A 25,968-nucleotide genomic window follows, 5' to 3' on the forward strand; every position below is an offset into this window, starting at 1 on the left:
CCGCCGACCCGGGTCAGGGCGTGAAGCCCGCCCGGGTCGGTGAGGAGTCCCGCACGAGTGCCGTGGCCGGCCGGGTCAGCAACCCGGTCCGGCCGGCTCGCGGACCGTCGCCGGACACCACGAACACCCCCGCGTTGGCGCGGGTGACGAGGGCGGGGGACCGGGTCGGGTCGCCACCGGGGAGCGGCCTGACCCGCACCCTGACAGGCTGCCCCGGCACGGCCGGACGCACCCGCACCGTGCCGCGGGCGTCGGCCACCGCGACGACGAGGCCGCCGCCGGCGACGCCCACGGCCGGCGAGGCGTAGACCGACCACGACCCGTCGAGGGCGCGGGGCCGGCTCCAGCGTCCCGCCTGCAGCGTGCGGACGGTGAGCCGCCCGTCCGCGCCCACCTGGTGCAGGTGGGCGGACCCGTCACCGGACAGGCTGAGGGCCGGCGTCGAGGTGATCGAGGCGCGGGCACCGGCGAGGCGGTGCAGCCGGCCGCGCTCGAGGCCCTCGGCGTACGTCGCGCCGCCGGCCGTCACGGCCACCAGCCAGGTGCGGCCGGAGCCGTCGTGGCCGAGGACCGGCGCGGTGTGGGTCGCCCACGACCCGGGCCGGCCGACCCGCTCGGGCCGGCTCCAGCGTCCGCGCTGGGTGAGCCGGCGGGTGGAGAGGGTGCCGTCGCCGGCGATGGTGGCCAGCACCGGACGGCCGGTGCGGGACAGCGCGATCGCCGGGCTGGAGGTGGCGGCCGCCGCGGCGACGTCGCGCAGGGCGAAGCGGGGACCGCGCAGGGCGCCGGCCAGGGCCCGGCCCGTCGCGGTGGTGGCCGCCAGCCACGGGCGACCCCGGTCGTCGAGGGCGAGGGCCGGGGCCGCGACGGCGGAGAAGGAGCCGGGGCGTCCCACGACGCGTGCCGGGCGGCCGGGGCGGGCGACGCGCAGCGTGCCGGAGGCGTCGACGCGGGCGGTCCACGACTCGCCGAGGCCGTCCGGGACCGACACCACCGGCCGGTCGGACCCGACCAGCGGCGAGGGTGCGACGTCGTCGAGGTGGAGGTAGCGGAAGTCGCCGACCGGGACGGTGCGGGTGCCGTAGCCGCCCGGGAGCGCGTGGTTGTACTCCTCGACCGTCACGGTGCCGGGTCCGATGGCGCTGACCCAGGCGACGTGGCCGACCCGGCCGGCGTCGGTCTGGGCGACGGCACCGATGGCGGGCACCCCGTCGACGCGGTAGCCCAGCGCGCGGGCCGCGTCGTCCCAGTTGGCCGCGTTGCCCCAGTGCCGGCCGCGGAAGTGGTTGCCGAAGCCGTCGAGGCGGTTGCGCTCCTGCATCCGCCAGGCCACGAAGCTCGTGCAGTTGCGGAGCACGAAGCCCCAGGGGTCGCCGATCGAGCCGTCGATCGCCCACACCCGGCGGGCGCAGGTCGGCCGCGGGCCGCGCGGGTCGTAGAGGTGACCGCTGACGGGGTCGAGCACCGGCGGCGGGGGCGGCGGCAGGACCGGCTCGGGCTCCGGGGCGGCCTTCGGGCCCGGGGCGCCGGGGCCGGGGGACGGCGTCGGCGTGGGCGTCGGTGTGGGCGTCGGCTCGACGATCGGTTCCTGCGGGAGGATCGGGCACTGGCCCTGACCCGCCCACGGGTAGTCGTCGTCTGCCTGTGCCAGCGGCGCGGTCACGAGCATCAGCCCGCCCGCCACGCAGGCGGTCGCGAGCGCGCGTGCCGTCGTCCGGCGCAGCGCGTGGCGCCGCGTCCCCTCGTTGATCCCCACCACTGCACGGTAGGTACGGCCCGCGCGGCGCGTGGTCGGTTTGGGAAAACCTTTCCCGGGGCGTTCGTCACACGGTGGCGCGCCAGCGGCGCACGACCGGGGCCGACGAGCGCGGCAGCGCCGCCGTGCGGTCGCCCCGCACCTCGGTGGTGGGCCCGGGGGCGATCCGGTAGGGACCGGACAGCAGGAGGCTGCCGGCGAGCCGGCGCAGCCGCGAGACCTCGGCGCGCACCGTCACGGTCCGCCCCGGGTCGTCGAAGAGGTCCTCCGCGAGCTGGACGGCGGTGCGCCCCGCCGAGCCGGCGCCCACGAGGGCGAGCAGGATCTCGGCGTGCCGCGGGGACAGCGTGCGCGACCACGACCCGCTCGGACCTCCGACCAGCAGCCGGGGGTCGCCGTCGAGGTCGAGCACCACCGAGGTGCCGGGCCCGCCGTCGTGGCCGCCGCCCTCGAGGCGCAGCAGCCAGCCGCCGTCGAGCGGCTCGACGGTCGCGTCGCCGAGGGTCGGCAGCCAGACCCGTCCGGCGCGGAGCCCGTCCGGCAGCGCCACCCGGTCGGGGCTGCGGCTGCCGATCGACGCGGCGAGGTGACCTGCGTGGTCGGTGGCGAGGACGTCCCCGGTGAGCCGGGCGAGCAGCGGCGCCGCTCGCGCCCGGAGCCGGTCGAGCGCCGCGCGGTGCCGGGCGACCAGCTCGGCCGAGGTCAGCCGGGCGGCCAGCTCGACCAGCGCGAGCTCGGCGGGGTGCATGCCGCGGCTCGGTCCGCTGACGTCGACGACGCCGAGGGTCCGACCGGTCCACGGGTCGACCAGGGGCGCGGCCGCGCACCCCCAGCGGGTGTGCGACTCGACGAAGTGCTCGGCCCCCAGGACCTGCACGGGGGTGCCGAGCACCAGCGCGGTCCCGATGGCGTTGGTCCCGACGTTGGCCTCGGTCCACGCGGAGCCCCCGACGAACCCGAGGTCGTCGGCGAGACGGCGTACGCGGCTGCTGCCCAGGCGCCACAGCACCCTCCCCTCGGCGTCGGCGACGACCACCAGCTGGCCGGCGTCCACCACCGGGGCGAGCGACTCCGCGAGCCGCGGCACCAGGTCGGCCAGCCCGCTCGCGGCCCGCCTGCGCTCGAGCTCGGCGCCGCCGACGGGCGGGATGTCGGCGCCCGAGCCGGGGTCGAGGCCGGTGGCCGCGACCCGCCGCCAGGACGCCGCGATCTCGGTGCGGGGGAGCCCGGCGCGCGGGTCACCGGTGAGCGTCGCCTCGCGCACGCGGTGCTGGTCGCGGTCGGTCATCGGGAGTCCCTCCGGGCGAGCCGTTGCAACGTCCCGCAACCCTGTCGCGCTGCGTCCCGGACGGTGTGTGCTCGGTCACACCAGCGTAGGTGAAGGAGAGACGATGACCCAGACCCTGGATCCCGCGACCGCGGCCGGCGCGACCACCGACCCCCAGGCCCGCGTCGACGCGTGGCTGCACCGCTTCGAGGCCGCGGTGGCCGCCGGCGACGCGGAGGCGTCCGCCGCGCTGTTCGCCACCGAGTGCTACTGGCGCGACCTGGTCGCGTTCACCTGGAACCTCACCACGGTCGAGGGGCGCGACGGCGTCGCCGACCTGGTCGGCGCGGTGGGCGCCCGGGTCGCGCCCTCCGGGTTCGCCACCACCGAGCCCCCCGACGACGTCGACGGCGTGGTCACCGCGTGGATCGGCTTCGAGACCGCGGTCGGGCGCGGCAACGGCCTCCTGCGGCTCGTCCAGGAGGACGGCGAGGACCGGGCCTGGACGCTGCTCACCGCGCTCCACGAGCTGAAGGGCCACGAGGAGCCGCGCGGCACGCACCGGCCGATGGGCGCCCGGCACGGTGCGGACAAGCACCGCGAGACCTGGAAGGAGCAGCGCCAGGCGGAGGCCGAGAGCCTCGGCAGCACCACCCAGCCCTACGTCCTGGTCATCGGCGGCGGCCAGGGCGGCATCGCGCTCGGCGCCCGGCTGCGCCAGCTCGGTGTGCCGAGCCTGGTCATCGACAAGCACCCGCGCCCCGGCGACCAGTGGCGCAACCGCTACAAGTCGCTGTGCCTGCACGACCCGGTCTGGTACGACCACCTGCCCTACCTCAAGTTCCCCGACAACTGGCCGGTCTTCGCGCCGAAGGACAAGATCGCCGACTGGCTGGAGTCCTACGTCCGGATCATGGAGGTGCCCTACTGGTCGAGCACCGTGGCCACCGGCGCCTCCTGGTCCGACGAGACGGGGGAGTGGACGGTCGAGGTCGAGCGGGAGGGCCGGCCGTTGACGCTGCGCCCGACCCAGCTGGTCTTCGCCACCGGCATGAGCGGCAAGCCGCGGATGCCCGACATCCCCGGGCTCGACGTGTTCGCCGGCGACGTCCACCACTCCTCGGCGCACCCCGGCCCGGACGCGTACGCCGGGAAGCGCGCGGTCGTCATCGGCAGCAACAACTCGGCCTTCGACATCTGCGGCGCGCTGTGGGAGAACGACGCGGACGTGACGATGGTGCAGCGGTCCTCGACCCACATCGTGCGCAGCGACAGCCTGATGGACATCGGCCTCGGCGACCTCTACTCCGAGCGCGCCCTCGCCGCCGGGGTCACCACCGAGAAGGCGGACATGATCTTCGCCTCGCTGCCCTACCGGATCCTGCACACCTTCCAGATCCCGGCCTACGAGGCGATGGCCGAGCGCGACAAGGACTTCTACGAGCGGCTGGAGCGGGCCGGCTTCCGCCACGACTGGGGCGACGACGGCTCGGGGCTGTTCATGAAGTACCTGCGCCGCGGGTCGGGCTACTACATCGACGTCGGCGCCGCCGACCTCGTGGCGAACGGCGACGTGAAGCTGGTGCAGGGCCAGGTCGACCACCTGACCGAGGACGCCGCCGTGCTCGAGGACGGCACCACGCTGCCGGCCGACGTGGTGGTGTTCGCGACCGGCTACAACTCGATGAACGGGTGGGTGGCGGACCTCGTCGACCAGGAGACGGCCGACCGGCTCGGCAAGTGCTGGGGCCTGGGGTCGGACACCACCAAGGACCCGGGCCCGTGGGAGGGCGAGCAGCGCAACATGTGGAAGCCGACGCAGGTCGCGAACCTGTGGATGCACGGCGGCAACCTGCACCAGTCGCGGCACTACTCGCTCTACCTCGCGCTCCAGCTCAAGGCGCGCTTCGAGGGGATCGACACCCCGGTCCACCGGCTGCAGGAGGTGCACCACCTGGGCTGACCCGACGGGACGTTGGTCCCTGTCCGCCGGCCGGCGCCGGTGCCACGATGCAGCGTGACCTCAGCGAAGATCGCCATCGTCGGTGCCGGCGCCGTCGGCTCCACGCTCGCCTACGCCTGCCTGGTGCGCGGCGTTGCCACCACCGTCGCGCTGCACGACGTCGACGGCCCCAAGGTGCGCGCCGAGGAGCTCGACCTGCGCCAGGGCCTGCAGTTCCTGCCGACCGCGCACGTCGAGGCGTCCACCGACGTCGCGGTGTGCGCCGGCGCGAGCGTCGTCGCGGTGACGGCCGGCGCGAAGCAGCAGCCCGGGCAGTCGCGACTGGACCTGGCGGCGTCGACGACGGGGATGCTGCGGTCCCTCATGCCGGCGCTCGTCGAGGTGGCCCCCGACGCGACGTTCGTCATGGTCACCAACCCCGTCGACGTGGTGACCTACGCCGCCCAGCGCATCACCGGGCTGGGCACCGAGCAGCTCTTCGGCTCCGGCACGGTGCTCGACTCGGCGCGCCTGCGCGGCCTGCTCGCGGCGCGGTGCGGGGTCGCGGTGCAGAACGTCCACGCCTACGTCGTCGGCGAGCACGGCGACAGCGAGATCCCGCTGTGGAGCAGCGCCACCATCGGCGGGGTCCCGATCGCCGACCTGGTCCCGGCCGCCGAGCGCGACGCGATGGCCGCGGAGGTGGTCGGGGCGGCCTACGAGATCATCCGCGGCAAGGGCGCCACCAACTACGCGATCGGCGTCTCCGCGAGCCGGATCATCGAGGCGGTGCTGCGCGACGAGAAGCGGGTGCTGCCGGTCTCCACGCTGCTCGAGGACTTCCACGGCATCGGAGACGTCTGCCTCTCGGTGCCGACCGTGGTCGGCGCCGGTGGCGCCGAGCGGCGGCTCGAGGTCCCGATGAGCGCCGACGAGCTCGACGGGCTCAGGCGCAGCGCCGACGGCATCCGGGCGACCGCCCGCGGGCTCGGCTTCTGACCGCGGTCGCCTAGGCTCGCGCCGTGGAGCACGACGCCGCGCCCGCCCGCCGCCCGTACGACGCCAGTCGCCGCCGCGCCGCCGCCGAGCAGCGCCGCCAGCGCGTCGCCGAGGTCGCGGCCCGGCTGTTCGCCGAGCACGGCTGGAACGGCACCACGCTCGCGCTGGTCGCGGGCGAGGCCGAGGTCTCGGTCGAGTGGGTCACCAAGGGCTTCGGCGGCAAGGCCGGCCTGTTCATGGCGGCCTTCGCCTCCGCCGGCCTGGGCCGCCGCGGCGGCCTGCTCAACGCCTTCCACGAGCTCCGGCTCGAGGACGACCCCGACCCGGACGCGCGGCTCGACCGGTTCGTGGAGTTCGCCTGCGGGATCGTCGAGCCGATGGGGCCCCTGGTCGGGGTGCTCCTCAGCGGGGCCGAGCAGGACCCCACGCTGCGCGACCTCGTCCGGACCGCCCACCTCTCGCACGCGGCCGTGTGCGAGGAGCTGGTGCGGCTCGTCGCCGTCGGCGAGCCGGCGCCCGACGCCGTCGACGAGGTCTACCTGCTGACCCGGGCGGAGGTCTACCAGACCCTGGCCCAGCACCGCGGCTGGACGATCGAGCGCTACGCCGCGTGGCTGCGCCGGTCGTTGCGCGCCGCCGTGGACCACGGCACCACCTATTGAGTACGATGTGACCGGATCCAATTGTGGGGGTTGGGTTCCGCGCACAGAAGGTCCGGTCGGGCGGGGGCCCGGCCGGACCTGCCGCGTCGCGACCCGGGCGCGCTCAGGTCGGGCGGAAGGACACCTCGGGGAGGTCGGCCCGGGCCAGCGAGGCGTGGCCGCAGCGGACGTCCAGCACGTGGTGCTCGCGTACGGCGGTCCGCAGCGCGTCGAGGTCGGTGAGCGTCCCGGCCGGGGTGGTCCAGGGCGGCGTACGCCGCGTCCAGCCGCGCGGCCTCGTCCGCACCTCCGGTGAGCTCGCGGGCGTCGAAGCCGCACTGGTCGCAGATCTCCGCCATCCGGCCGTCGACGGCGTGCCAGGTGTAGTTCACGGCGCCACCCTGGGTCGCCGATAGGCTGGGCCCGTGACCGACATCGAGATCGGCCGTGCCAAGCGCGGTCGCCGCGCGTACTCCTTCGACGACATCGCGATCGTGCCCTCGCGGCGCACCCGCGACCCCGAGGAGGTCAGCACCGCCTGGCAGATCGACGCCTACCGCTTCGACATCCCGGTGCTCGCCGCGCCGATGGACTCGGTCATGTCGCCGTCCACCGCGATCGCGCTCGGTCGGATGGGCGGGCTCGGCGTGCTCGACCTCGAGGGCCTCTGGACCCGTTACGACGACCCGACCGGGCTGCTGGCGGAGGTCGCCGGCCTCGAGGGCACCGACGCGACCCGGCGGCTGCAGGAGATCTACCTCGAGCCGATCAAGCCGGAGCTCATCACCGCGCGGCTGCAGGAGGTGCGCGAGGCCGGCGTGACCGTCGCGGGTTCGCTGTCGCCGCAGCGCACCAAGGAGCACGTCAAGGCGGTCGTCGACGCGGGCGTCGACATGTTCGTCATCCGCGGCACGACGGTCAGCGCCGAGCACGTCAGCAGCCGGGCCGAGCCGCTGAACCTCAAGGAGTTCATCTACGAGCTCGACGTCCCGGTGATCGTCGGCGGCTGCGCGACCTACCAGGCGGCGCTCCACCTGATGCGCACCGGCGCGGCCGGCGTGCTGGTCGGCTTCGGCGGCGGCGCGGCCCACACCACCCGCACCGTCCTCGGCGTCGCGGTGCCGATGGCGAGCGCGGTGGCCGACGTGGCGGCTGCTCGTCGCGACTACCTCGACGAGTCGGGCGGCCGCTACGTCCACGTCATCGCCGACGGCTCGATCGGCAGCTCCGGCGACATCGCCAAGGCGATCGCCTGCGGCGCCGACGCGGTGATGATCGGCTCGCCGCTGGCCCGCGCGACCGAGGCGCCCGGCCACGGCTTCCACTGGGGGAGCGAGGCCACGCACGCCGACCTGCCCCGCGGCCAGCGGGTCGGGTTCGAGCCCGTCGGGTCGCTGGAGGAGATCATGTTCGGTCCCTCGCGCACGGCCGACGGCACCATGAACCTCGTCGGCGCGCTGCGCCGCGCGATGGCGACGACGGGCTACACCGAGCTCAAGGAGTTCCAGCGCATCGAGGTCGTCGTCCAGCACTGACCGCTCCGCGTTGGACAAATCGGCCTGACATGTCAAATGGTGGGACGAAGGTGACCAACCGGTAGCCGCCCGCCCGGGGGCGTCCTACGCTGCCAGGATGAGTGAGCAGAGCCCTGCGGGCGGCGAGCACACCGGTCCGGTCGTCGACGGTCCCGCCGACCCCGAGCACGACGCCACCGCGGCCTACGCCCTCGACCGCACCTACGTCGCACGGCTGACGTCCCGGGTCGTCAGCACTTCCGGCAGCACCCACGCGGTGGCGTCCCCGGTCGGCGGCGCCCCGCTCGCGCACCTCCCGGTGTCGTCCGAGGACGACGTCGCCGAGGCGTTCGAGCGCGCCCGCCGCGCGCAGGCGGCGTGGGCCGGCACCTCGCTCGACGAGCGCGCCGCCGCGCTGCTGCGCCTGCACGACCTGCTGCTCGACCGGCAGGACGAGCTGATCGACCTGGTGGTCTGGGAGTCGGGCAAGGCCCGCAAGGACGCGTACCTCGAGGTCGCCCACCTCGCGCTGACCGCGCGCTACTACGCCCGCACCGCCCACCAGCACCTCGACAGCCGCCGCGTCGCCGGCATGTTCCCGGTGCTCACGCGCGCCGAGGTGCACCGGGTGCCGAAGGGCGTCGTCGGCATCATCTCGCCCTGGAACTACCCCCTCACCATGGCGCTCTGCGACGGCATCCCGGCCCTGCTCGCCGGCAACGCCGTGGTCGCCAAGCCCGACCTGCAGACCATGCTCACCGCGCTGCTGGCCGCCGAGCTGCTCGACCAGGCGGGCTTCCCGCCCGAGGTGTGGCAGGTCGTCGCGGGCAGCGGCCCCGAGGTGGGCGGCGCGGTCGTCGCGTCCGCCGACTACGTCTGCTTCACGGGCTCGACGGCCACCGGGCGGGTGATCGCCCGGCAGTGCGCCGACCGGCTGGTCGGCTGCTCGCTGGAGCTCGGCGGCAAGAACCCGATGCTGGTGCTGCGCGACGCCGACGTGCACCGCGCCGCGGAGGGCGCGGTGCGCGCGGTGTTCTCCAACGCCGGCCAGCTCTGCGTGTCGATGGAGCGGCTCTACGTCGCCGACCAGGTCTACGACCGGTTCGTCGACGCGTTCGTCTCCCGCACGCAGGCGATGACGCTGGGCGCCAGCCAGGACTGGAACGTCGACATGGGCTCGCTGATCTCCCAGGCCCAGCTCGACACGGTCACCGCCCACGTGGAGGACGCCGTCGCGAAGGGCGCGACGGTGCTCACCGGCGGGCGCGCGCGCCCCGACCTCGGCCCCTTCGTCTTCGAGCCGACGATCCTCGAGGGGGTGTCGGTCGACATGGAGTGCTTCGGGAAGGAGACCTTCGGCCCCGTCGTCTCCCTCTACCGCTTCCACAGCGAGGACGAGGCCATCGCCCGCGCCAACGACGGGCACTACGGCCTCAACGCCTCGGTCTACACCCGCGACGCCGCGCGCGGCCGCGCGGTCGCGCGCCGGATCCGGTGCGGCACGGTCAACGTCAACGAGGCCTACGGCGCGACGTTCGGCTCGCTCGGCGCCCCGATGGGCGGCATGCGCGAGTCCGGGATGGGACGCCGGCAGGGCGCCGAGGGCGTGCTGCGCTACACCGAGGCCCAGTCGGTCGCGACCCAGCGGCTGGTGCCGATCGCCCCGATGCTCGGCATGTCGGAGGAGACCAACGCGAGGGTGATGACCTCCGCGCTGCGGCTGCTCAACAAGCTGGGCCGGGCCTGACGTGGCCCAGGAGACCCACTACGACGTCCTCGTCGTCGGCTCCGGCTTCGGCGGGTCGGTCACCGCGCTGCGGCTGACCGAGAAGGGCTACTCGGTGGGCGTCCTCGAGGCCGGCGCCCGCTTCGAGGACGGCGACTTCCCGGCCACGTCGTTCGACGCGAAGCGGTTCCTCTTCGCGCCGTCGCTCGGGATGTACGGCATCCAGCGCATCGACATGGTCAAGGACTGCATGATCCTCGCCGGTGCGGGCGTCGGCGGGGGGTCGCTAGTCTACGCCAACACCCTCTACGAGCCGCTCGACGCGTTCTTCCGCGACCCGTCGTGGGCCCACATCACCGACTGGAAGTCCGAGCTCGCGCCCTACTACGACCAGGCCAAGCGGATGCTCGGCGTCGTCCAGAACCCGCGGCACACGCCGGCCGACGAGGTGATGAAGCAGGTGGCCGACGACATGGGGGTCGGCGACACGTTCCACCCGACGCCCGTCGGCGTGTTCTTCGGCGGCCCCGACGCGGAGGCCGGCGACGAGGTGGCCGACCCGTTCTTCGGCGGCGTCGGCCCGGTCCGCAACGCGTGCCTCAACTGCGGCGAGTGCATGACCGGCTGCCGGCACAACGCCAAGAACACCCTGGTCAAGAACTACCTCCACCTCGCCGAGCAGGCCGGCGCGGTGGTGCACCCGCTGACCACCGTCACCCGCGTGCGCCCGCGAGCGGGCGGCGGCTACGAGGTCACCGCCCGCTGGACCAAGGCCAAGCTCTCGCGCCGCACCGCGACGAGGACGTTCACCGCCGACCAGGTCGTGTTCTCCGCGGCGGCGCTCGGCACCCAGAAGCTGCTCCACCAGCTCAAGGGGGAGGGCGACCTGCCCGGCATCAGCGACCGGCTCGGGGTGCTCACCCGGACGAACTCCGAGTCGATCCTCGGCGCGCTCGCCCCGTCGAGCAGCACGGTCGACTACACCGAGGGCGTCGCGATCACCTCCTCGTGGCACCCCGACGACGTGACCCACGTCGAGCCCTGCCGCTACGGCAAGGGCTCCAACGCGATGGCGCTGCTGCAGACCGTGCTGGCCGACGACGTGCCCGGCACCTCGCGGGTCCGGACCTGGCTGCGCGAGCTGTGGGCCCAGCGGCGTACTGCGCTCGACCTCTACGACTTCCGGCACTGGTCCGAGCGGACCGTCGTCGCGCTGGTGATGCAGACCCTCGACAACTCGATCACCACCAAGGGCGTCAAGGGCCGCTTCGGCTGGCGGATGACCAGCGAGCAGGGCCACGGGCTGCCCAACCCGACCTACATCCCCGTCGCCTACGACGCCGTGCGCCGGATGGCGGAGAAGATGGGCGGCACGCCCGGCGGCAACGTCGGCGAGCCGTTCAACCGTCCCCTGACCGCGCACTTCATCGGCGGCTGCACGATCGGCGACTCCCCGCAGACCGGCGTGGTCGACCCGTGGCAGCGGCTGTTCGGCCACGAGGGCCTGCACGTCGTCGACGGCTCGGCGGTCTCGGCCAACCTCGGCGTCAACCCGTCGCTCACGATCACCGCGCAGGCCGAGCGGGCGATGGCGTACTGGCCCAACAAGGGCGAGCCCGACCCGCGCCCGGCGCTGGGGTCGGCCTACCGGCGCCTCGCCCCGGTCGAGCCGAAGAACCCGGTCGTGCCGGAGGCCGCGCCGGGAGCGCTGCGGCTGCCGATCGTCGGCGTGAGCTGATCCTGCTGGTGCGTCCGGGGCCGTCGGCCGCCCGCCGCCTGAGGGTGGCGGCACCCGACATCGGTGTGGTCGAGGGTGGCGGCATACGACATCGATCCGGGCGCCGACGGTGTCGTGTGCCGCCAGGGTGGGCGCGCCTGTGTCGTGTGCCGCCACCCTCGAGCGATCCCGACCGAATTCCGTCCACACGGGCCGTAACCGGGCAACGCAGGCGTCGTTGGGCGGGGTGAGGGGTCCGGCAGCTCAGCTCCCTCCCAAGGGCCGGGCACCTCGTTCCCGGCGCTGTCCTGCAGACGTCGGGAGGCAAGCATCAGGGCCCGGTCATCCTCCCTCCCCGACCGGGCCCTGGTGCTTCCCGCTCGATAGACTCCGCGCGTGACGCAGCCTGCAGAGCACGACCTGGTCCTCGTCGTCGACTTCGGTGCGCAGTACGCCCAGCTCATCGCGCGGCGCGTCCGCGAGGCGCGGGTCTACTCCGAGATCGTCCCGCACACCATGCCGGTGGCGGACATGCTCGCGCGCAAGCCGAAGGCGATCATCCTGTCCGGCGGCCCGTCGAGCGTCTACGCCGAGGGCGCGCCGGGCATCGACTCCGACGTCTTCACGTCCGGGGTGCCGGTGTTCGGCATGTGCTACGGCTTCCAGCTGATGGCCAAGGGCCTCGGCGGCGAGGTCGCCCACACCGGCGCGCGCGAGTACGGGCGTACGCCGGTCACCGTGAGCGAGCCCGGCACGCTCCTCGAGGGCCTGCCCGCCGAGCACAAGGTGTGGATGTCGCACGGCGACTCGGTCGCGCAGGCGCCGGCGGGCTTCACCGTCCTCGCCTCGACCGACGTCACGCCGGTCGCCGCCTTCGAGGACGTCGACCGCGGCCTCGCGGGCGTGCAGTGGCACCCCGAGGTGCTGCACTCCGAGCACGGCCAGAAGGTCCTCGAGCACTTCCTGCACCACATCGCGGGTTGCCGCCAGACCTGGACGATGCTCAACATCGCCGAGGAGCAGATCGAGCGCGTGCGCGAGCAGATCGGGGAGCGCGGCATCGCGATCTGCGGGCTCTCCGGCGGCGTCGACTCGGCTGTGGCCGCGGCCATCGTGCAGCGCGCGATCGGCGACCGGCTGCACTGCGTCTTCGTCGACCACGGGCTGCTCCGCGAGGGGGAGGCCGAGCAGGTCGAGCGCGACTTCGTCGCGGCCACGGGCGTCAACCTCCACGTCTACGACGCCCGCGAGACCTTCCTCGCCGCGCTCGCCGGGGTCACCGACCCGGAGGAGAAGCGCAAGATCATCGGCCGCGAGTTCATCCGCGCCTTCGAGGCCGCAGAGGTCGCGGTGCTGGGCGAGGCCGCCGAGCAGGGCGAGAAGGTCGGCTTCCTCGTCCAGGGCACGCTCTACCCCGACGTCGTCGAGTCGGGCGGCGGCGCCGGCACCTCCAACATCAAGTCGCACCACAACGTCGGCGGCCTCCCGGAGGACCTCGAGTTCGCGCTGGTCGAGCCGCTGCGCACGCTCTTCAAGGACGAGGTGCGCCTGGTCGGTGAGCAGCTCGGGCTGCCGGCCGAGATGGTGTGGCGCCAGCCGTTCCCGGGGCCGGGCCTCGGCATCCGGATCATCGGCGAGGTGACCGCCGACCGCCTCGACATCCTGCGCCGCGCCGACGCGATCGCCCGCCAGGAGCTGACCCGCGCCGGACTCGACCGCGACATCTGGCAGATGCCGGTCGTGCTGCTCGCCGACGTCCGCTCCGTCGGCGTCCAGGGCGACGGCCGCACCTACGGCCACCCGGTCGTGATCCGCCCGGTCACCTCCGAGGACGCGATGACGGCCGACTGGGCGCGCCTGCCCTACGAGGTGATGGAGCGGATCTCCACCCGCATCACCAACGAGGTCGCCGAGATCAACCGGGTCACCGTCGACATCACCTCGAAGCCGCCGGGCACCATCGAGTGGGAGTGACCCACCCCCGCTGAGCGCGCCACGAGCGGCTCGGACGCGCACCATGAAGGCAGTTCGCCGCGGTGCCGACGCGCGTCACGCCCAGCGGACCCGCGGTCGGTCGCGAACTGCCTGCATGGTGCCCTCAACCCGGTGCTCCGCAGGTCGCGCTGTCGACGCCGCGCGGGCAGCCGCGGAGGTCCGCGCCGATCAGCAGCCCGGACACGAGGGTCGTGGCGACGGCGAGCGCGAGGGCGTACGCCGCGAGCCGGCCGCTGCGGCGCCGCAGGGCGTAGCCGGCGAGGGGCAGCGCCGCGACCAGGCCCGCGACGACCAGCAGGACGCGGGTGGTCCCCGGGTCGGCGGAGACGCCGAAGCCGGCGCCGGAGCAGCCCGAGACCCCGCACAGCGTGAAGCCGGCGGCCAGCGCGGGCGCGACCGCCAGCACGACGCCGAGCACGACGAGCAGCGCGACCGTGCGACCCGAGAGCGGTGGCATCCGTCCACCCTGCCACGAACGGGGCGCGGGGCGCCTTCCACGACCGGCGGTGGGTCGGGACCTAGGGTCGGGCCATGCCGCGAGCCCTGCACCACCTGGACCTGTGGGTCGACGACGTCGCGACGGCGGAGGGGGAGTGGGGGTGGCTGCTCGCCGCCTGCGGGTGGCAGCGCGAGGAGGGCGTGCTGTCGTGGGTGCACGACGACGGCACGTACGTCTTCATGGAGCACTCGCGCGACCAGCACGGCACGCACGACCGGCTGCGTCCGGGGATCAACCACCTCGCGCTGACCGTCCCGGGGCGTGAGGCGCTCGACCGGGTGCGTGCGGAGTCGACGGAGCACGGCTGGCACGAGCTGTACGCCGACCGGTACCCGCACGCCGGGGGCGAGCAGCACGTGGCGCTCTACCTCGAGTCGTCGGAGGGCTTCGAGGTCGAGGTCGTCGCGGGCGAGTGACGTGCATCATGTGCCCGCAGGGGTGGTCCCGCGGCCCCGGGGGGCGGGTCTAGGTTTGCGGGTGGCCCACATGCACCTCGGAGGTGACTCGTGTCGTCTGACACCTTGATCGACGCAACCTGGCTCGACTACCTGCTGGTGGCGATCTACTTCGGATTCGTCCTCGGCATCGGCGTCATGGCGCGTCGCTCGGTGTCCGACTCGATCGACTTCTTCCTGTCCGGTCGCTCCCTCCCGGCGTGGGTCACCGGACTGGCGTTCATCTCAGCGAACCTCGGTGCGGTCGAGATCATGGGCATGTCGGCCAACGGCGCCGAGATCGGCCTGCCGACGGTGCACTACTTCTGGGTCGGCGCGGTCCCCGCCATGCTGTTCCTCGGCGTGGTGATGATGCCGTTCTACTACGGCTCCAAGGTGCGCTCGGTCCCCGAGTTCATGTTCCGCCGCTTCGGCACCGGCGCCCACCTGGTCAACGCGATCAGCTTCGCGGTCGCCCAGCTGCTGATCGCGGGCGTCAACCTCGCGCTGCTCGCCGGCATCGTGCACGCCCTGCTGGGCTGGCCGATCTGGATCGCGCTCGTCGTCGCCGGCGTGATCGTGCTGTCCTACATCACGCTCGGCGGGCTCAGCGCCGCGATCTACAACGAGGTGCTGCAGTTCTTCGTGATCGTGGCCTCCCTGCTGCCGCTGACCCTCATCGGCCTGCACCGCGTCGGCGGCTGGGACGGCCTGACGGACAAGATCACCGCGGCGTCCCAGAACGCCCCCGCCGACGCCGGCGTCGCGCCGGCCGCGCAGCAGCTCGAGTCGTGGCCCGGGCAGGCCCTGTCGGGCTTCGACTCGCCTCTGCTGTCGGTGATCGGCATCGTCTTCGGCCTCGGCTTCGTGCTGTCCTTCGGCTACTGGACGACCAACTTCGTCGAGGTCCAGCGCGCGATGGCCTCGAACTCGATCTCCGCGGCCCGCAAGACGCCGATCATCGGCGCCTTCCCGAAGATGTTCATCCCCTTCATCGTCATCGTCCCGGGCATGATCTCCGCCGTCCTGGTGCAGGAGATGATCGACCTGAAGAACGGCGGGTCACCGGCCGGCGGCGCGTCGGGGGAGGGCGTCGCCTACAACGACGCGCTGCTCCTGCTGATGCGCGAGGTGCTGCCCAACGGCCTGCTCGGCCTGGCCATCGCCGGCCTCCTCGCCGCGTTCATGGCGGGCATGGCGGCCAACATCTCGGCCTTCAACACCGTTTTCTCCTACGACCTGTGGCAGCGCTACATCCGCAAGGACCACAGCGACGACTACTACCTGCGCATCGGTCGCCTCGCGACCGTCGCCGCCACCGTGATCGCGATCTTCACCGCGCGGATCGCGATGGGCTACGACAACGTCATGGACTACCTCCAGACGCTGTTCGGGTTCTTCAACGCCCCGCTCTTCGCGACGTTCATCCTCGGCATGTTCTGGAAGCGGATGACCCCGACCGCGGGCTGGGTCGGCCTGGTCTTCGGCACCCTGTCGGCGGTGGCGGTCGACCGGCTCGCCGCCGCCGGGGTCATCGACCTGCCGGGCCAGGGCGCGGCCTTCCTCGCGGCGGCGACGGCGTTCGTCGTCGACATCGTGCTCAGCGTGGTGGTGTCGCTGGTGACGAAGCCCAAGCCCGCCTCCGAGCTCAAGGGCCTGGTCTGGTCCGAGACACCCAAGGAGGACCTCGTCGACCCGGACGAGGCCGCCCTGCCGTGGTACCGGCGCACGGTGCCGCTCGCCGGCGTCGCCCTGGCCATGGTCGTCGTCCTCAACGTCGCCTTCTGAGAGAGGGGTCAGCATGTCCCACGAGACCGACGGGTCCGCCCCCCACAAGGCGGGTGCCTTCGACATCCGCAACATCATCGGCGCGCTGATGGGCACCTACGGCGTGATCCTCGCGCTGGCTGGCATCTTCGGCGACCCGGAGTACGACAAGACGGGCGACGTCAACGCCAACCTCTGGACGGGTGTCGCCCTGCTGGTCGTCGCGGGCGTCTTCCTCGGCTGGGCGCGGCTGCGCCCGATCGTCGTGCCGGCCGACGTCGAGAAGCCCGACGACGACCCGGCCCGCCCGGCGCCCTCGCGCCGGCGCCCGCCGTCGCACTGACCGGGAGCCGGTAACCTCGTCGCGATGCTTCGCGCCCGCCTGCCCCGACGTCCCCTCCGCACCCTCCTCCCGGCCGTGCTGCTGGCCGCCGTGCCCGCGCTGTCGGGCTGCCTCGGCGACGAGCCCACCGTCGCGCTGCTCGTCGCCGACGGCGCCGACGGCGCGGCGCAGGGCGTCGACGTCGAGGACTTCACCGACCGGGTCGAGGCGACGTGCGACGAGTGCCGCGTGCGGGTCTACGACGCCGAGGGCGACGTCGACACCCAGCGCAGCCAGGTCCGGCAGGCCGAGGCGGACTCCGCGGAGGTCATCGTGGTGGTCCCGGTCGACGGTGACGCGGTCGGCGACGTCTCCGGCCGCGCCGTCCCGGTCGTCGCGCTCGGCGTGCTGGTCCCCGGGGCCGACCGCTTCGTGGGTCTCGAGGACGGCGACCTCCCGGGCGGCACCGGGTCGGGCGGCAACGGCTCCGACGTCGAGGCGGCGCGCGACGTCCTGCTCGGCGAGGAGGAGTCGATGACCTACGTGCCGGTCCGGGCGATGAGCGAGCAGGCGGCCGACGTCTCCGTGGCGCTGCTCGCCGGTACGCCGGTGCCGGGCGGCGAGCGGGTCGACGGCGTCGAGTCCTGGTTCTACACCGCGCAGGAGGTCACCGTCGACACGCTCACCACGGTCCTGGTGGGGCAGGGCGTCGTGACGCTCGACGACCTCTGCTCGGGCAACACCGAGAAGCGGTGTGAGAGGTTCGGCCTGCGATGATCGAGATCCTCACCCCCGTCCAGGTCGACCGGGCCCGGCGCACCGGCGCACTGGTCGGCGACATCCTGCAGACCCTGCGCGAGCGCGCCGAGGTCGGCACCAACCTGCTCGACCTCGACCGCTGGACCGCGGAGATGATCCGCGACGCGGGCGCGGAGTCCTGCTACGTCGACTACGCGCCGTCGTTCGGCCGCGGCCCGTTCGGCCACCACGTCTGCACGTCGGTCAACGACGCGGTCCTGCACGGCCGTCCGCGCGACCAGCGGCTCGCCGACGGCGACCTCCTCACCCTCGACCTCGCGGTGCGGCTCGACGGCATCGCCGCCGACTCCGCGATCAGCTTCGTGGTCGGGGACAGCCGCCCCGAGGAGAGCGTGCGGCTGATCGAGACCACCGAGCGCGCGCTGGCCGCCGCGATCGACGTCGCCGGTCCCGGGGTCCGGATCGGTGACATCTCCAGCGCGATCGGCTCCGTGCTGACCGACGCCGGCTACCCGATCAACATGCAGTTCGGGGGCCACGGCATCGGCACGACCATGCACCAGGACCCGCACGTGTCGAACGACGGTCGCGCGGGCCGCGGCTACCAGCTGCGGCCGGGCCTCCTGCTCGCGCTCGAGCCGTGGGTCATGACCGACACCCCGGTGCTCGTCACCGACGACGACGGGTGGACGCTGCGCAGCGTCACCGGCTGCCGCACCGCGCACAGCGAGCACACCGTCGCGATCACCGAGGACGGGGCCGAGGTCCTCACCCTGCCGACCCGCTGACCCGGGTGTCGCGCCGACCGCTGCCGGCGGATCAGTGCACGGTCTCGAGCGGCGCGGCCGCCTCGGCCTCGGTGAGCGGGATGTCGGCCGAGTCGAGCCGGCTCGGCCACCAGATCTTGCCGCCGAGGTCGAGGTTGAGCGCCGTGACCAGCACCGACCGGACCACGAGGGTGTCGAGCATGACGCCGAGCGCCACGGCCACGCCGAGCTCGGCGAGGAACACCAGCGGCAGCGAACCGAGGACCAGGAACGTCGCGGCGAGGACGATGCCCGCGCTCGTGATCACGCCGCCGGTGGAGGCGAGGCCGATCAGCGACCCCTTGCGGGTGCCGTGGGTCGCGGTCTCCTCCCGCACGCGGGTCATCAGGAAGATGTTGTAGTCGATGCCGAGGGCGACGAGGAACACGAAGGCGAACAGCGGGAACCCCGGGTCGGACCCGGCGAAGCCGAAGACGTACTCGAACAGCAGGGCCGAGATGCCGAGCGCGGCGCCGAAGGACAGCACCACCGTGGCCATCAGGATGAGGGGCGCGACCAGGGCCCGCAGCAGGCCGATGAGGATCAGCAGCACCACGCCGAGGACCAGCGGCATGATCACCAGGCTGTCGCGCTCGGACGCGATCTTGGTGTCGAGGTAGAACGCCGCCCCTCCGCCGACGACCGCGTCGGCACCGTCGACCGCGTGGACCGCCTCGCGGCTGGCCTCCACGACGTCGGCCGCGGTGGTGGAGGAGATGTCGGCGTCGACGGTGGCCTCGAACCAGACCCGTCCGTCGCTGACCGGCTGCGGTGCGCCCGGCGTGCCGAGGCGGTCGATGCCCTCCAGCGCGGCGGCGACCGCGTCGGCGGCGTCAGCGTCGGTGACGACCTGGATGGTGTTGGAGTTGTCGGCCAGGCCGTGGTCGGCGAGCAGCTTCTGGCCCTTGATCGAGTCGAACTCCTTCGTGTACGTGTCCTCCGTCGACAGGCCGGAGGCGTCGAGCCGGAAGAGGCCGAGGCAGGCGAGCAGCAGCAGGCCGGTCGTGGTCAGCCAGACGCGGCGCGGCCGGTGGCTGATCGCCCGGCCGACGCGCGCCCACAGGCCGGCGGAGGTCGGCTCGGCGCTGCGGAAGGTCGGGCGCTTGGGCCAGAACACCCAGCGACCGCAGATGACCAGCAGCGCCGGCAGCAGCGTGGTCATCACGACCATCGTCACGACGACGCCGATGGCCAGCACCGGGCCGAGCCCGGCGGTCGAGTTGAGGTCGGCGAACGACAGGCACAGCATCCCGACCGCGACGGTCGCGGCGCTGGCGAGGATCGCCGGGGCGGCGCGGTGCAGCGCGAACGCCATCGCCTCGTGGCGGTCCTCGTGGCGACGCAGCTCCTCGCGGTAGCGGGCGACGAGGAGCAGCGCGTAGTCGGTGCCGGCACCGATGACCAGGATGCTCAGGATCGCCTGGCTCTGCCCGTTGACCGTGAGGCCGGCGTACTTCGCGAGGAGGTAGACCAGGCCGGTGGCGATGAAGTTGGCCGAGACCGCGCAGAGGATCGGCAGCAACCACAGGACCGGGCTGCGGTAGGTGAAGAGCAGGATGACGATGACGACACCGAGGGTGGCGAAGATCAGGTTGGTGTCGATGCCCTCGAACGCCTCGGCCGAGTCGGCGGCCTGGCCGCCGTAGCCCGCGAGGTGGACTTCACCGCCGTCGAGGGTGGCGATGTCGCGGATCTCGTCGGCGGCCTCCGGGATGTCGTTCCAGCCGTTCGCGCCGAAGTTGAGCACGAAGTAGAGGTAGGCGACCTCACCGTCGTCGGACACCAGGGTCGGCACCGGCGCTCCCTGGGCCTGGGCGGCCTGCGCCGCGGCCGGGGTCAGCACGCCGTCGCCGGTCACGCCCGCGAGCCCGGCGATCTGCGGCCCGTCCTCCTCCATCGCGGCGAGGTCGGCGTCGGTCAGCCCACCGTCGCGGTGGTAGACCACGAGCGTGGGGATGTCGTTGGGGTCGACGGTCTCCGAGAGCTCCTCGAGGACCCGGGTCGACTCGGCCGACTCCGGCAGCCAGGAGGAGGCCTCGTTGTTCTGGACCGAGGTGAGCTTGGCGGAGAACGACGCCATGATGGCCGTGAGGACCAGGACGGCCGCGAGGACGACCCACTTGGTCACTCGGCCGGTCAGGGCTCCGGCGATCTGGCGATTCATGCCGTCCAGCACAACAGCACGCACCGACATCGCGCATCGGTGATTCCCCGGAGGTCTAGACCGGGACGACCCGCATCAGCGGCTGAAGGACGGCGGCAGGGGCCGGTGCAGGTCCGCCAGCACCTCGCGCAGCCGGTCGGGCCGGTTGGTGATCAGCCCGTCGACGCCGACCTCGACCAGGTGCCGCATGGTCGGGGGGTCGTCCACGACGTAGGGCACGACCGCCAGCCCGGCCGCGTGCGCCTGGTCGACCATCGCGGGGGTGGTGAAGGGACGGTAGTCCGGGTCGTCGACGCCCGAGCGGTAGGGCGAGCCGTGCACCGGCGAGATCGCGGCGAGGCCCAGGCCCGCCGCGGTGACGACGAAGTCGGGGTCGACCGGCAGCCCGTCGAACCAGGGGGACGGCGCCGCGCCGTGCGGTCGCAGGTAGGCCGGCGACACCAGCAGGTTGCGCGCGAGCGCCGGCTCGGCGTCGTGCACCAGTGCCAGCACGCCCCAGTCGAAGCACTGCACCGCCGACCGGCCGACCAGCCCGTCGACCCGCAGCGCGTCGACCACGAGGGCCACGAAGTGCTCGCGGCTGGTCAGCCCGGACCCGTCGAGGGCGTCGTACTTGATCTCCAGGTTGAGCCGCACCGGGTCGGCCCCGCGCTCCTCGAGCAGGGCCGCGACCTGGCGCAGCAACGGCATCGTCGGCGGCAGGTCGCCGCGGGTGAGGCGCCGGATCACCCGCGCGTCGGCCAGCGCCGGGTCGTGGGCCACCACGACGTCGTCCTCGGCGGTGAGGTGGACGTCGAGCTCGAGCGTCGAGACGCCGAGGGCGAGCGCGCGGCCGAACGCCTCGAGGGTGTTCTCCGGCCACAGCCCCGCACCCCCGCGGTGGGCCTGCAGGTCGAACGCTCCGTCGGTGCTCACCCGTAGAGTCGGTCCACCACGTCGGAGTACTTCGCGTTGACCACGCGGCGCTTCAGCTTGAGCGTCGGGGTCAGCTCCTCGGACTCCGCCGTCCACTCGTGCGGCAGCAGCTCCCAGGCCTTGACCTGCTCGGGACGCGAGAGCCGCTCGTTGGCCGCGTCGACGGCCGCCTGCGCCATCGCGCGGATCTGCGGCTTGGTGGAGAGGTCGGCGAGGTCGGTGAACTCGATGCCCATCTTCGCCGCCACCAGCGGGGCGATCTCGCCGTCGAGGGTGAGGATCGCGACGACGTAGGGCTGGTTGTCGCCCAGCGCCATCGCGTGCCCGACGATCGGCGACTCCTTGAGGTAGTTCTCGATGTTGGACGGCGCGATGTTCTTGCCGGCGGAGGTGATGATCAGCTCCTTCTTGCGGTCCACGACCGACCAGAAGCCGTCCTCGTCGACCCGGCCGATGTCGCCGGTGTGGATCCACCCGTCCTCGTCGATCAGCGCGCGCGTCGCGGACTCCTGGCGGTGGTAGCCGGGGGTGTTGACCGGGCCGCGGCAGAGGATCTCGTCGTCCTCGCCGAGCCGCACCTCGATCCCGGGGTTGGCCCGCCCGACGGTGCCGAGCTTGAAGTGGCCGGGACCGTTGGAGGTGAAGGCCCCGGTCGTCTCGGTCATCCCGTAGACGTCGTAGACGTGGAGGCCGAGCCCGCCCATGAACTTCGCGACCTCCAGCGGCATCGGCGCGGCCGCGCTCGCGGCCCACGTCACCTGGTCGAGCCCGAGCAGCAGGCGCAGGAAGCCGAGGATCGCGGTGTCGGCCTCGGCGTAGGCCGCCTCCACCTCGGGCGTCATCTCGTTGCCGACCTCGTGGGCCCGGGTCCACGCCAGCCCGGCGGCCATCGCGTTGCGGACCAGCTCCTGGTTGGCCGGGTCGGGGTCCTCGGCGAGCTTGGCGGAGATGCCGGTCTTGATCTTCTCCCACACCCGCGGGACGCCGAAGAACGCGGTCGGGTGCACCTCGCCGAGCGCCCCGAGCAGGGCGGCGGGGTCGGGGATCGCGTGGACGTGGCTGCCGAGGAGGGGCGGGCCGTACGTCGCGAGCACCCGCTCGGCGATGTGGGCCAGCGGGAGGTAGCTGATGGTGCGCTGCTGGCCGTGCAGGCCGGCGGCGTCGAGGGTCGACACCGCCTCGTACATCACGTTGTGGTGGGTCAGCACGACGCCCTTCGGGTTGCCGGTCGTGCCGGAGGTGTACAGGTAGGTCGCCGGCAGGTCGGGGGTGATCCGGTCGGTCCGCTCCTCGACGGCCGCGGTGTCGCTGCCGCGCGCGAGGAAGTCGGCCCAGGTCATCGCCCGCGGGTCGTCGACGCGCTCGGCGTCGGCCAGCATGACGACGTGGCGGATCGAGTCGACCTCGGCCAGCGCGCGCTCCCAGCGGCGGTAGCGGTCGTGGTCCTCGAGCAGCACGACGACCGGTCGGGACTCGCCGGCGATGAACGCGACCTGGTCCTGGGCGAGCGTGTTGTAGATCGACATCGGCACCGCTGCGGCCGTCATCGCGCCGTAGTCGGCGAGCGTGTGGGCCGTGCGGTTGGTGGCCATCACCGCGATGGCCTCGCCCCGTTCCACGCCGAGGTCGATCAGCGCCGCGGCCACCTGCTGGGTGAGCTCCCAGGTCTCGCGCCAGGAGATCGTCGACCAGGTCGCGCCCTCGGGCACGTCGAAGCGGTCGGAGAACGCGGGGTCGTCGCCGAAGCGCTCGGCCGCCCGTCGCACGAGGGCCGGCATGTGGAGGCCGAGGATCCTGGCCTCGTAGTCCTCGCGGACGGCGAGGACGTCGGGATCGGGCTGCGTCGCGGTCATGTCCGTCTCCTCGGGATGTGGCGGGGGTCACATCATGGTGGTCGGCGCCTTGGGCTGGCTAGGGCTGGTCCGGAGGTCCCCGCACGGTGGGGGAGACTGGGCCGGCACGACCTCGAGGACCGACGACCGGGAGACGACATGGTGGCGAGCCGCTCGGCCCGCGAACGCAGGGCCGCAGCGCAGGCGGGGCCGCTCGCCCGGGTGCGGATCGACCTCGACGGCGAGCAGCAGTTCCTCTACCGGATCTCCTGCACCTCGTGCACGGCCCGCGGCGACCGGCCCTGGTCGACGCACCGCGCGGGCGGCGACAACGGCTTCATGGCGGCGATGGACCGCTGGACCTTCCACCTCGTCGAGAAGCACCCGGGTGAGGACGCGCCGTGCCTCGCCTTCCTCGCCGAGGCGCAGCAGCGGCTGCACGAGCGGCGCGAGGGCGGCGGAGCGGAGTGAGGGCCGTCAGTCGCCCTTCGGCATGAGGATCCACGCCAGGATGTAGGCGATCTCGCCGGCGCCGACGAGCCCGAAGACCACGAAGGCGAGACGGACCAGGCCGCGGGGGACGCCGAAGCGGTCGGCGAGGCCGGCGCACACGCCGGCGATGATCTTGCCCTGGCGGGGACGGACGAGCGACGAGGTGGCCATGCCCCATGTCTACCCGACCGGCGGGCAGGAACTAGGCGCCGCTCTCTAGGGTCGTCCCGTGGACGCAGACGTGGTGGTCGTGGGTGCCGGGCTGGCGGGGCTGCGATGCGCGCAGGCGCTGGTCGCGGCCGGGCGCGAGGTGGTGGTGCTGGAGGCGGCCGACGCCGTCGGCGGGCGGATCCGCACCGACCGGGTCGACGGCTTCCTCGTCGACCGCGGCTTCCAGCTGCTCAACCCGGCCTACCCCGCGGTCGGCCGCTGGGTCGACGTCGGGGCGCTGGGGCTGCAGCCGTTCGGTGCGGGCGTGGCCGCCCGCACCGAGAGCGGGCTCCGCGTGCTGGGGCACCCGGCGCGCGAGCCGCGGCTCGTCCCGCAGACGCTCCGCACCGTCGCCGGCCGGCCCGCCGAGGTGGCGGCGCTGGCGCGGTGGGCGGCGCCGCTGCTCCGCCCGCGCCGCGGCCGGCTCTCGGAGGTCGTCGCGCGCCGTCCGGACGTCGACCGGCGCGCCGCGCTCGACGGCGCGGGCGTCGACGGGCTGCTGCGCCGGGTGGCCGACCGCTTCTTCGCCGGCGTGCTGCTGGAGGACGACGGCAGCACGGCCAATCGGTTCGCGCTGCTGCTGACCTGGATGTTCGTGCGCGGCGTCCCGGCGCTCCCGGAGGGCGGGATGCAGGCCCTGCCCGAGCAGCTGGCGGCGAGCCTGGGGGAGCGGGTACGCCTCGAGCAGCGGGTCCGTCGCGTGACCGCGACGTCGGTCGAGACCGACGACGGCACGTGGACGGCCCGACAGGTGGTCGTGGCCGCGGGTGCCGCGCAGGCGACCGCGCTGGCAGGTGTGCCGGAGGTCGCCACCAAGGGCGTCGTCACGACGTGGTGGTCCGCCCCGCAGGCACCCGACACCGACCTGCTCCACGTCGACGCCCGGCGGACCGCGAAGGGGCCGCTGGTCAACGCCGCTGTCGTCTCGCGCGCCGCCCCGTCGTACGCCCCGGCCGGCCGGCACCTGGTGCAGGGCTCCGCGCTGCTCGGTCCCGCTCGGGTGACGGGCGAGGCGGAGATGCGTCGCCACGCCGGCGACCTGCTCGGGGTCGACCCGTCGCGCTGGGAGGTGGTCGCCCGGCACGAGGTGCCGGACGCGCTGCCGGTGCAGCCGGTGCCCTACCGCGACGTCCGCCCCGTCGAGGTCGACGGTCTCGTCGTGTGCGGTGACCACCGCGACACCGGATCCATCCAGGGCGCGCTCGTCAGCGGCCAGCGGGCCGCCGAGGCCGTGCTGGGGGCCCGCGCATGAGCGACGTCGTGGTGGTCGGGGCCGGACTGGCGGGGGTGGCCTGTGCTCGCGAGCTGCGCGCTGCCGGGATCGCCGTGCGGGTGCTCGACCGCGGTCGCGTCCCCGGTGGGCGGATGGCCTCGCGCACCCTGTGGGAGCGCCGGGTGGACCTGGGGGCGTCCTACTTCACGGTCTCCGACGAGGCGTTCGGGGCGGTGGTCGACGACTGGGCGGCACGCGACCTGGCCCGCGAGTGGACCGACACGTTCTGCGCCCTCGGCGACGGCGAGCCGGAGGCGAAGTCCGGGCCGGTCCGCTGGGGCGCGACCCACGGGCTCCGGACGCTGGTCGAGGACCTCGCGGCCGACCTCGACGTGGAGCGCAAGGACCTCACCGACCTGTCCGGCCTCGGCGAGGTCGTCGTGCTCGCGATGCCCGACCCGCAGGCCCGTCGGCTGGTCGGCGCGCACCCGGTGGCCGAGGTCCTGACCCGCACGTGGGAGCCGGTGCTCGCGCTCGCGGCGCGCTGGCCGTCGCGCACGTGGGACGGAGTGAGCCCGACCGGCCGGTTCGACGGCGCGTTCGTCAACGACGACCCGACCCTCGCGTGGGTCGCCGACGACGGTCGGCGACGCGGCGACGACGCCCCGGTGCTGGTCGCGCACTCGACGCCCGGCTTCGCCTCCGGCCACCTCGACGACCCCGCCGCGGCCGGCCCGGCGATGGTGGCGGCGCTGCGCCGGGTGCTCGACCTCCCGGAGCCCGAGGACGTCCACGTCCACCGCTGGACCTTCGCGCGTCCGACCGGTGAGCGCGACGAGCCCTTCGGCCTGGTCGAGGGCGACCGGCTGGTGGGGGTGTGCGGCGACGGCTGGGGGTCGACGCCGAAGGTCGAGACGGCGTGGCTGTCGGGCGTACGCCTCGGGCGCGCGCTGGCCGCGCGGCTCGGCGGGGGCTGAGCCCGACCGGCTGATCCGCGT

At 73.7% G+C, this 25,968-nt stretch carries 23 protein-coding genes; 15 read left to right on the forward strand and 8 right to left on the reverse strand.

Annotation, left to right across the window (positions count from 1 at the left end; translation table 11 throughout):
* Positions 1 to 13 precede the first annotated feature (13 nt).
* Positions 14 to 1,756 (reverse strand): CHAP domain-containing protein, encoded by a 1,743-nt coding sequence (locus tag LN652_RS17830; protein ID WP_230441923.1) that lies wholly within the window; start codon positions 1,754 to 1,756, stop codon positions 14 to 16.
* 67 nt (positions 1,757 to 1,823) lie between these two features.
* Positions 1,824 to 3,044, reverse strand: a complete 1,221-nt coding sequence (locus LN652_RS17835; RefSeq protein ID WP_230441924.1) for a GAF domain-containing protein — start codon at positions 3,042 to 3,044, stop codon at positions 1,824 to 1,826.
* A 103-nt stretch (positions 3,045 to 3,147) separates the two neighbouring features.
* Here LN652_RS17835 and LN652_RS17840 point away from each other — a divergent pair, with 103 nt between their 5' ends.
* The 3 genes from LN652_RS17840 to LN652_RS17850 are packed head-to-tail and all read left to right on the forward strand — an operon-like array spanning position 3,148 to position 6,626.
* Complete coding sequence (locus LN652_RS17840; RefSeq protein WP_230441925.1) at positions 3,148 to 4,986, forward strand: flavin-containing monooxygenase; 1,839 nt, start codon at positions 3,148 to 3,150, stop codon at positions 4,984 to 4,986.
* A 54-nt stretch (positions 4,987 to 5,040) separates the two neighbouring features.
* Positions 5,041 to 5,964, forward strand: a complete 924-nt coding sequence (locus LN652_RS17845) for an L-lactate dehydrogenase (protein WP_230441926.1) — start codon at positions 5,041 to 5,043, stop codon at positions 5,962 to 5,964.
* A gap of 23 nt (positions 5,965 to 5,987) precedes the next feature.
* Positions 5,988 to 6,626: a TetR/AcrR family transcriptional regulator gene (locus tag LN652_RS17850; RefSeq protein WP_230441927.1), complete on the forward strand. Its 639-nt coding sequence runs from the start codon at positions 5,988 to 5,990 to the stop codon at positions 6,624 to 6,626.
* A 103-nt stretch (positions 6,627 to 6,729) separates the two neighbouring features.
* Here the strand turns inward: LN652_RS17850 and LN652_RS17855 are convergent, their stop codons facing one another.
* Positions 6,730 to 6,912 (reverse strand): hypothetical protein, encoded by a 183-nt coding sequence (locus tag LN652_RS17855; RefSeq protein ID WP_230441928.1) that lies wholly within the window; start codon positions 6,910 to 6,912, stop codon positions 6,730 to 6,732.
* A 118-nt stretch (positions 6,913 to 7,030) separates the two neighbouring features.
* Between LN652_RS17855 and LN652_RS17860 the strand changes: the two genes are divergently transcribed.
* From LN652_RS17860 to guaA, 4 genes are all read left to right on the forward strand, one after another.
* Positions 7,031 to 8,140: a GuaB3 family IMP dehydrogenase-related protein gene (locus LN652_RS17860; protein WP_230441929.1), complete on the forward strand. Its 1,110-nt coding sequence runs from the start codon at positions 7,031 to 7,033 to the stop codon at positions 8,138 to 8,140.
* A gap of 97 nt (positions 8,141 to 8,237) precedes the next feature.
* Positions 8,238 to 9,866, forward strand: coding sequence for a succinic semialdehyde dehydrogenase (locus tag LN652_RS17865; protein WP_230441930.1), 1,629 nt, complete (start codon positions 8,238 to 8,240; stop codon positions 9,864 to 9,866).
* 1 nt (position 9,867) lies between these two features.
* Positions 9,868 to 11,583, forward strand: coding sequence for a GMC oxidoreductase (locus LN652_RS17870; RefSeq protein WP_230441931.1), 1,716 nt, complete (start codon positions 9,868 to 9,870; stop codon positions 11,581 to 11,583).
* A 375-nt stretch (positions 11,584 to 11,958) separates the two neighbouring features.
* On the forward strand, positions 11,959 to 13,536 hold the full coding sequence (guaA, locus tag LN652_RS17875; RefSeq protein WP_230441932.1) for a glutamine-hydrolyzing GMP synthase: 1,578 nt from the start codon (positions 11,959 to 11,961) through the stop codon (positions 13,534 to 13,536).
* Between the two features lie 124 nt (positions 13,537 to 13,660).
* Here guaA and LN652_RS17880 read toward each other — a convergent pair whose 3' ends face one another.
* Positions 13,661 to 14,014 carry a hypothetical protein gene (locus LN652_RS17880; RefSeq protein WP_230441933.1) on the reverse strand — a complete coding sequence of 118 codons (354 nt, stop codon included), beginning with the start codon at positions 14,012 to 14,014 and terminating at the stop codon, positions 13,661 to 13,663.
* 74 nt (positions 14,015 to 14,088) lie between these two features.
* Here LN652_RS17880 and LN652_RS17885 point away from each other — a divergent pair, with 74 nt between their 5' ends.
* The 5 genes from LN652_RS17885 to map all read left to right on the forward strand — a co-directional run bounded on the left by LN652_RS17885 (position 14,089) and on the right by map (position 18,126).
* Positions 14,089 to 14,472, forward strand: coding sequence for a VOC family protein (locus LN652_RS17885; RefSeq protein ID WP_230441934.1), 384 nt, complete (start codon positions 14,089 to 14,091; stop codon positions 14,470 to 14,472).
* A gap of 90 nt (positions 14,473 to 14,562) precedes the next feature.
* A complete protein-coding gene (locus LN652_RS17890; protein WP_230441935.1) occupies positions 14,563 to 16,278 on the forward strand; it encodes a sodium:solute symporter family protein in 1,716 nt (571 codons plus the stop codon).
* A gap of 13 nt (positions 16,279 to 16,291) precedes the next feature.
* Positions 16,292 to 16,600 carry a hypothetical protein gene (locus LN652_RS17895; RefSeq protein WP_230441936.1) on the forward strand — a complete coding sequence of 103 codons (309 nt, stop codon included), beginning with the start codon at positions 16,292 to 16,294 and terminating at the stop codon, positions 16,598 to 16,600.
* Positions 16,601 to 16,624: 24 nt separating this feature from the next.
* On the forward strand, positions 16,625 to 17,356 hold the full coding sequence (locus LN652_RS17900; protein ID WP_230441937.1) for a type 1 periplasmic-binding domain-containing protein: 732 nt from the start codon (positions 16,625 to 16,627) through the stop codon (positions 17,354 to 17,356).
* Positions 17,353 to 18,126, forward strand: coding sequence for a type I methionyl aminopeptidase (map, locus tag LN652_RS17905; RefSeq protein WP_230441938.1), 774 nt, complete (start codon positions 17,353 to 17,355; stop codon positions 18,124 to 18,126). Before LN652_RS17900 ends, map begins: the two co-directional genes overlap by 4 nt.
* 31 nt (positions 18,127 to 18,157) lie before the next feature.
* Here the strand turns inward: map and LN652_RS17910 are convergent, their stop codons facing one another.
* The 3 genes from LN652_RS17910 to LN652_RS17920 form a co-directional block, all read right to left on the reverse strand.
* The gene (locus tag LN652_RS17910) at positions 18,158 to 20,308 is read right to left on the reverse strand and encodes an MMPL family transporter (protein WP_230441939.1); all 2,151 of its coding nucleotides are present in this window, start codon (positions 20,306 to 20,308) and stop codon (positions 18,158 to 18,160) included.
* Positions 20,309 to 20,383: 75 nt separating this feature from the next.
* Entirely contained in the window at positions 20,384 to 21,223 is an 840-nt protein-coding gene (locus tag LN652_RS17915; protein ID WP_230441940.1) for a glycerophosphodiester phosphodiesterase family protein, read from the reverse strand.
* Positions 21,220 to 23,076, reverse strand: coding sequence for an AMP-dependent synthetase/ligase (locus tag LN652_RS17920; RefSeq protein WP_230441941.1), 1,857 nt, complete (start codon positions 23,074 to 23,076; stop codon positions 21,220 to 21,222). Before LN652_RS17920 ends, LN652_RS17915 begins: the two co-directional genes overlap by 4 nt.
* Before the next feature lie 138 nt (positions 23,077 to 23,214).
* Here LN652_RS17920 and LN652_RS17925 point away from each other — a divergent pair, with 138 nt between their 5' ends.
* Entirely contained in the window at positions 23,215 to 23,526 is a 312-nt protein-coding gene (locus LN652_RS17925; RefSeq protein WP_230441942.1) for a hypothetical protein, read from the forward strand.
* A 6-nt stretch (positions 23,527 to 23,532) separates the two neighbouring features.
* Here the strand turns inward: LN652_RS17925 and LN652_RS17930 are convergent, their stop codons facing one another.
* A complete protein-coding gene (locus tag LN652_RS17930) occupies positions 23,533 to 23,718 on the reverse strand; it encodes a PspC domain-containing protein (protein ID WP_230441943.1) in 186 nt (61 codons plus the stop codon).
* Between the two features lie 58 nt (positions 23,719 to 23,776).
* Between LN652_RS17930 and LN652_RS17935 the strand changes: the two genes are divergently transcribed.
* Together LN652_RS17935 and LN652_RS17940 are read left to right on the forward strand one after the other, a co-directional pair.
* On the forward strand, positions 23,777 to 25,009 hold the full coding sequence (locus tag LN652_RS17935) for a flavin monoamine oxidase family protein (RefSeq protein WP_230441944.1): 1,233 nt from the start codon (positions 23,777 to 23,779) through the stop codon (positions 25,007 to 25,009).
* Positions 25,006 to 25,947 (forward strand): NAD(P)/FAD-dependent oxidoreductase, encoded by a 942-nt coding sequence (locus LN652_RS17940; protein WP_230441945.1) that lies wholly within the window; start codon positions 25,006 to 25,008, stop codon positions 25,945 to 25,947. The genes LN652_RS17935 and LN652_RS17940 overlap by 4 nt, the downstream gene beginning before the upstream one ends.
* Positions 25,948 to 25,968 lie beyond the last annotated feature (21 nt).

Source organism: Nocardioides okcheonensis (assembly GCF_020991065.1).
Taxonomy (GTDB): Bacteria; Actinomycetota; Actinomycetes; order Propionibacteriales; family Nocardioidaceae; genus Nocardioides; species Nocardioides okcheonensis.

Bases quoted from the DNA above. Each gene is read 5' to 3' on its own strand.
- LN652_RS17835 (WP_230441924.1), bottom strand. From the start codon at position 3,044: ATGACCGACCGCGACCAGCACCGCGTGCGCGAGGCGACGCTCACCGGT.
- LN652_RS17840 (WP_230441925.1), top strand. From the start codon at position 3,148: ATGACCCAGACCCTGGATCCCGCGACCGCGGCCGGCGCGACCACCGAC.
- LN652_RS17865 (WP_230441930.1), top strand. From the start codon at position 8,238: ATGAGTGAGCAGAGCCCTGCGGGCGGCGAGCACACCGGTCCGGTCGTC.
- LN652_RS17880 (WP_230441933.1), bottom strand. From the start codon at position 14,014: ATGCCACCGCTCTCGGGTCGCACGGTCGCGCTGCTCGTCGTGCTCGGC.
- LN652_RS17885 (WP_230441934.1), top strand. From the start codon at position 14,089: ATGCCGCGAGCCCTGCACCACCTGGACCTGTGGGTCGACGACGTCGCG.
- LN652_RS17895 (WP_230441936.1), top strand. From the start codon at position 16,292: ATGTCCCACGAGACCGACGGGTCCGCCCCCCACAAGGCGGGTGCCTTC.
- LN652_RS17900 (WP_230441937.1), top strand. From the start codon at position 16,625: ATGCTTCGCGCCCGCCTGCCCCGACGTCCCCTCCGCACCCTCCTCCCG.
- map (WP_230441938.1), top strand. From the start codon at position 17,353: ATGATCGAGATCCTCACCCCCGTCCAGGTCGACCGGGCCCGGCGCACC.
- LN652_RS17910 (WP_230441939.1), bottom strand. From the start codon at position 20,308: ATGAATCGCCAGATCGCCGGAGCCCTGACCGGCCGAGTGACCAAGTGG.
- LN652_RS17920 (WP_230441941.1), bottom strand. From the start codon at position 23,076: ATGACCGCGACGCAGCCCGATCCCGACGTCCTCGCCGTCCGCGAGGAC.
- LN652_RS17925 (WP_230441942.1), top strand. From the start codon at position 23,215: ATGGTGGCGAGCCGCTCGGCCCGCGAACGCAGGGCCGCAGCGCAGGCG.
- LN652_RS17930 (WP_230441943.1), bottom strand. From the start codon at position 23,718: ATGGCCACCTCGTCGCTCGTCCGTCCCCGCCAGGGCAAGATCATCGCC.
- LN652_RS17940 (WP_230441945.1), top strand. From the start codon at position 25,006: ATGAGCGACGTCGTGGTGGTCGGGGCCGGACTGGCGGGGGTGGCCTGT.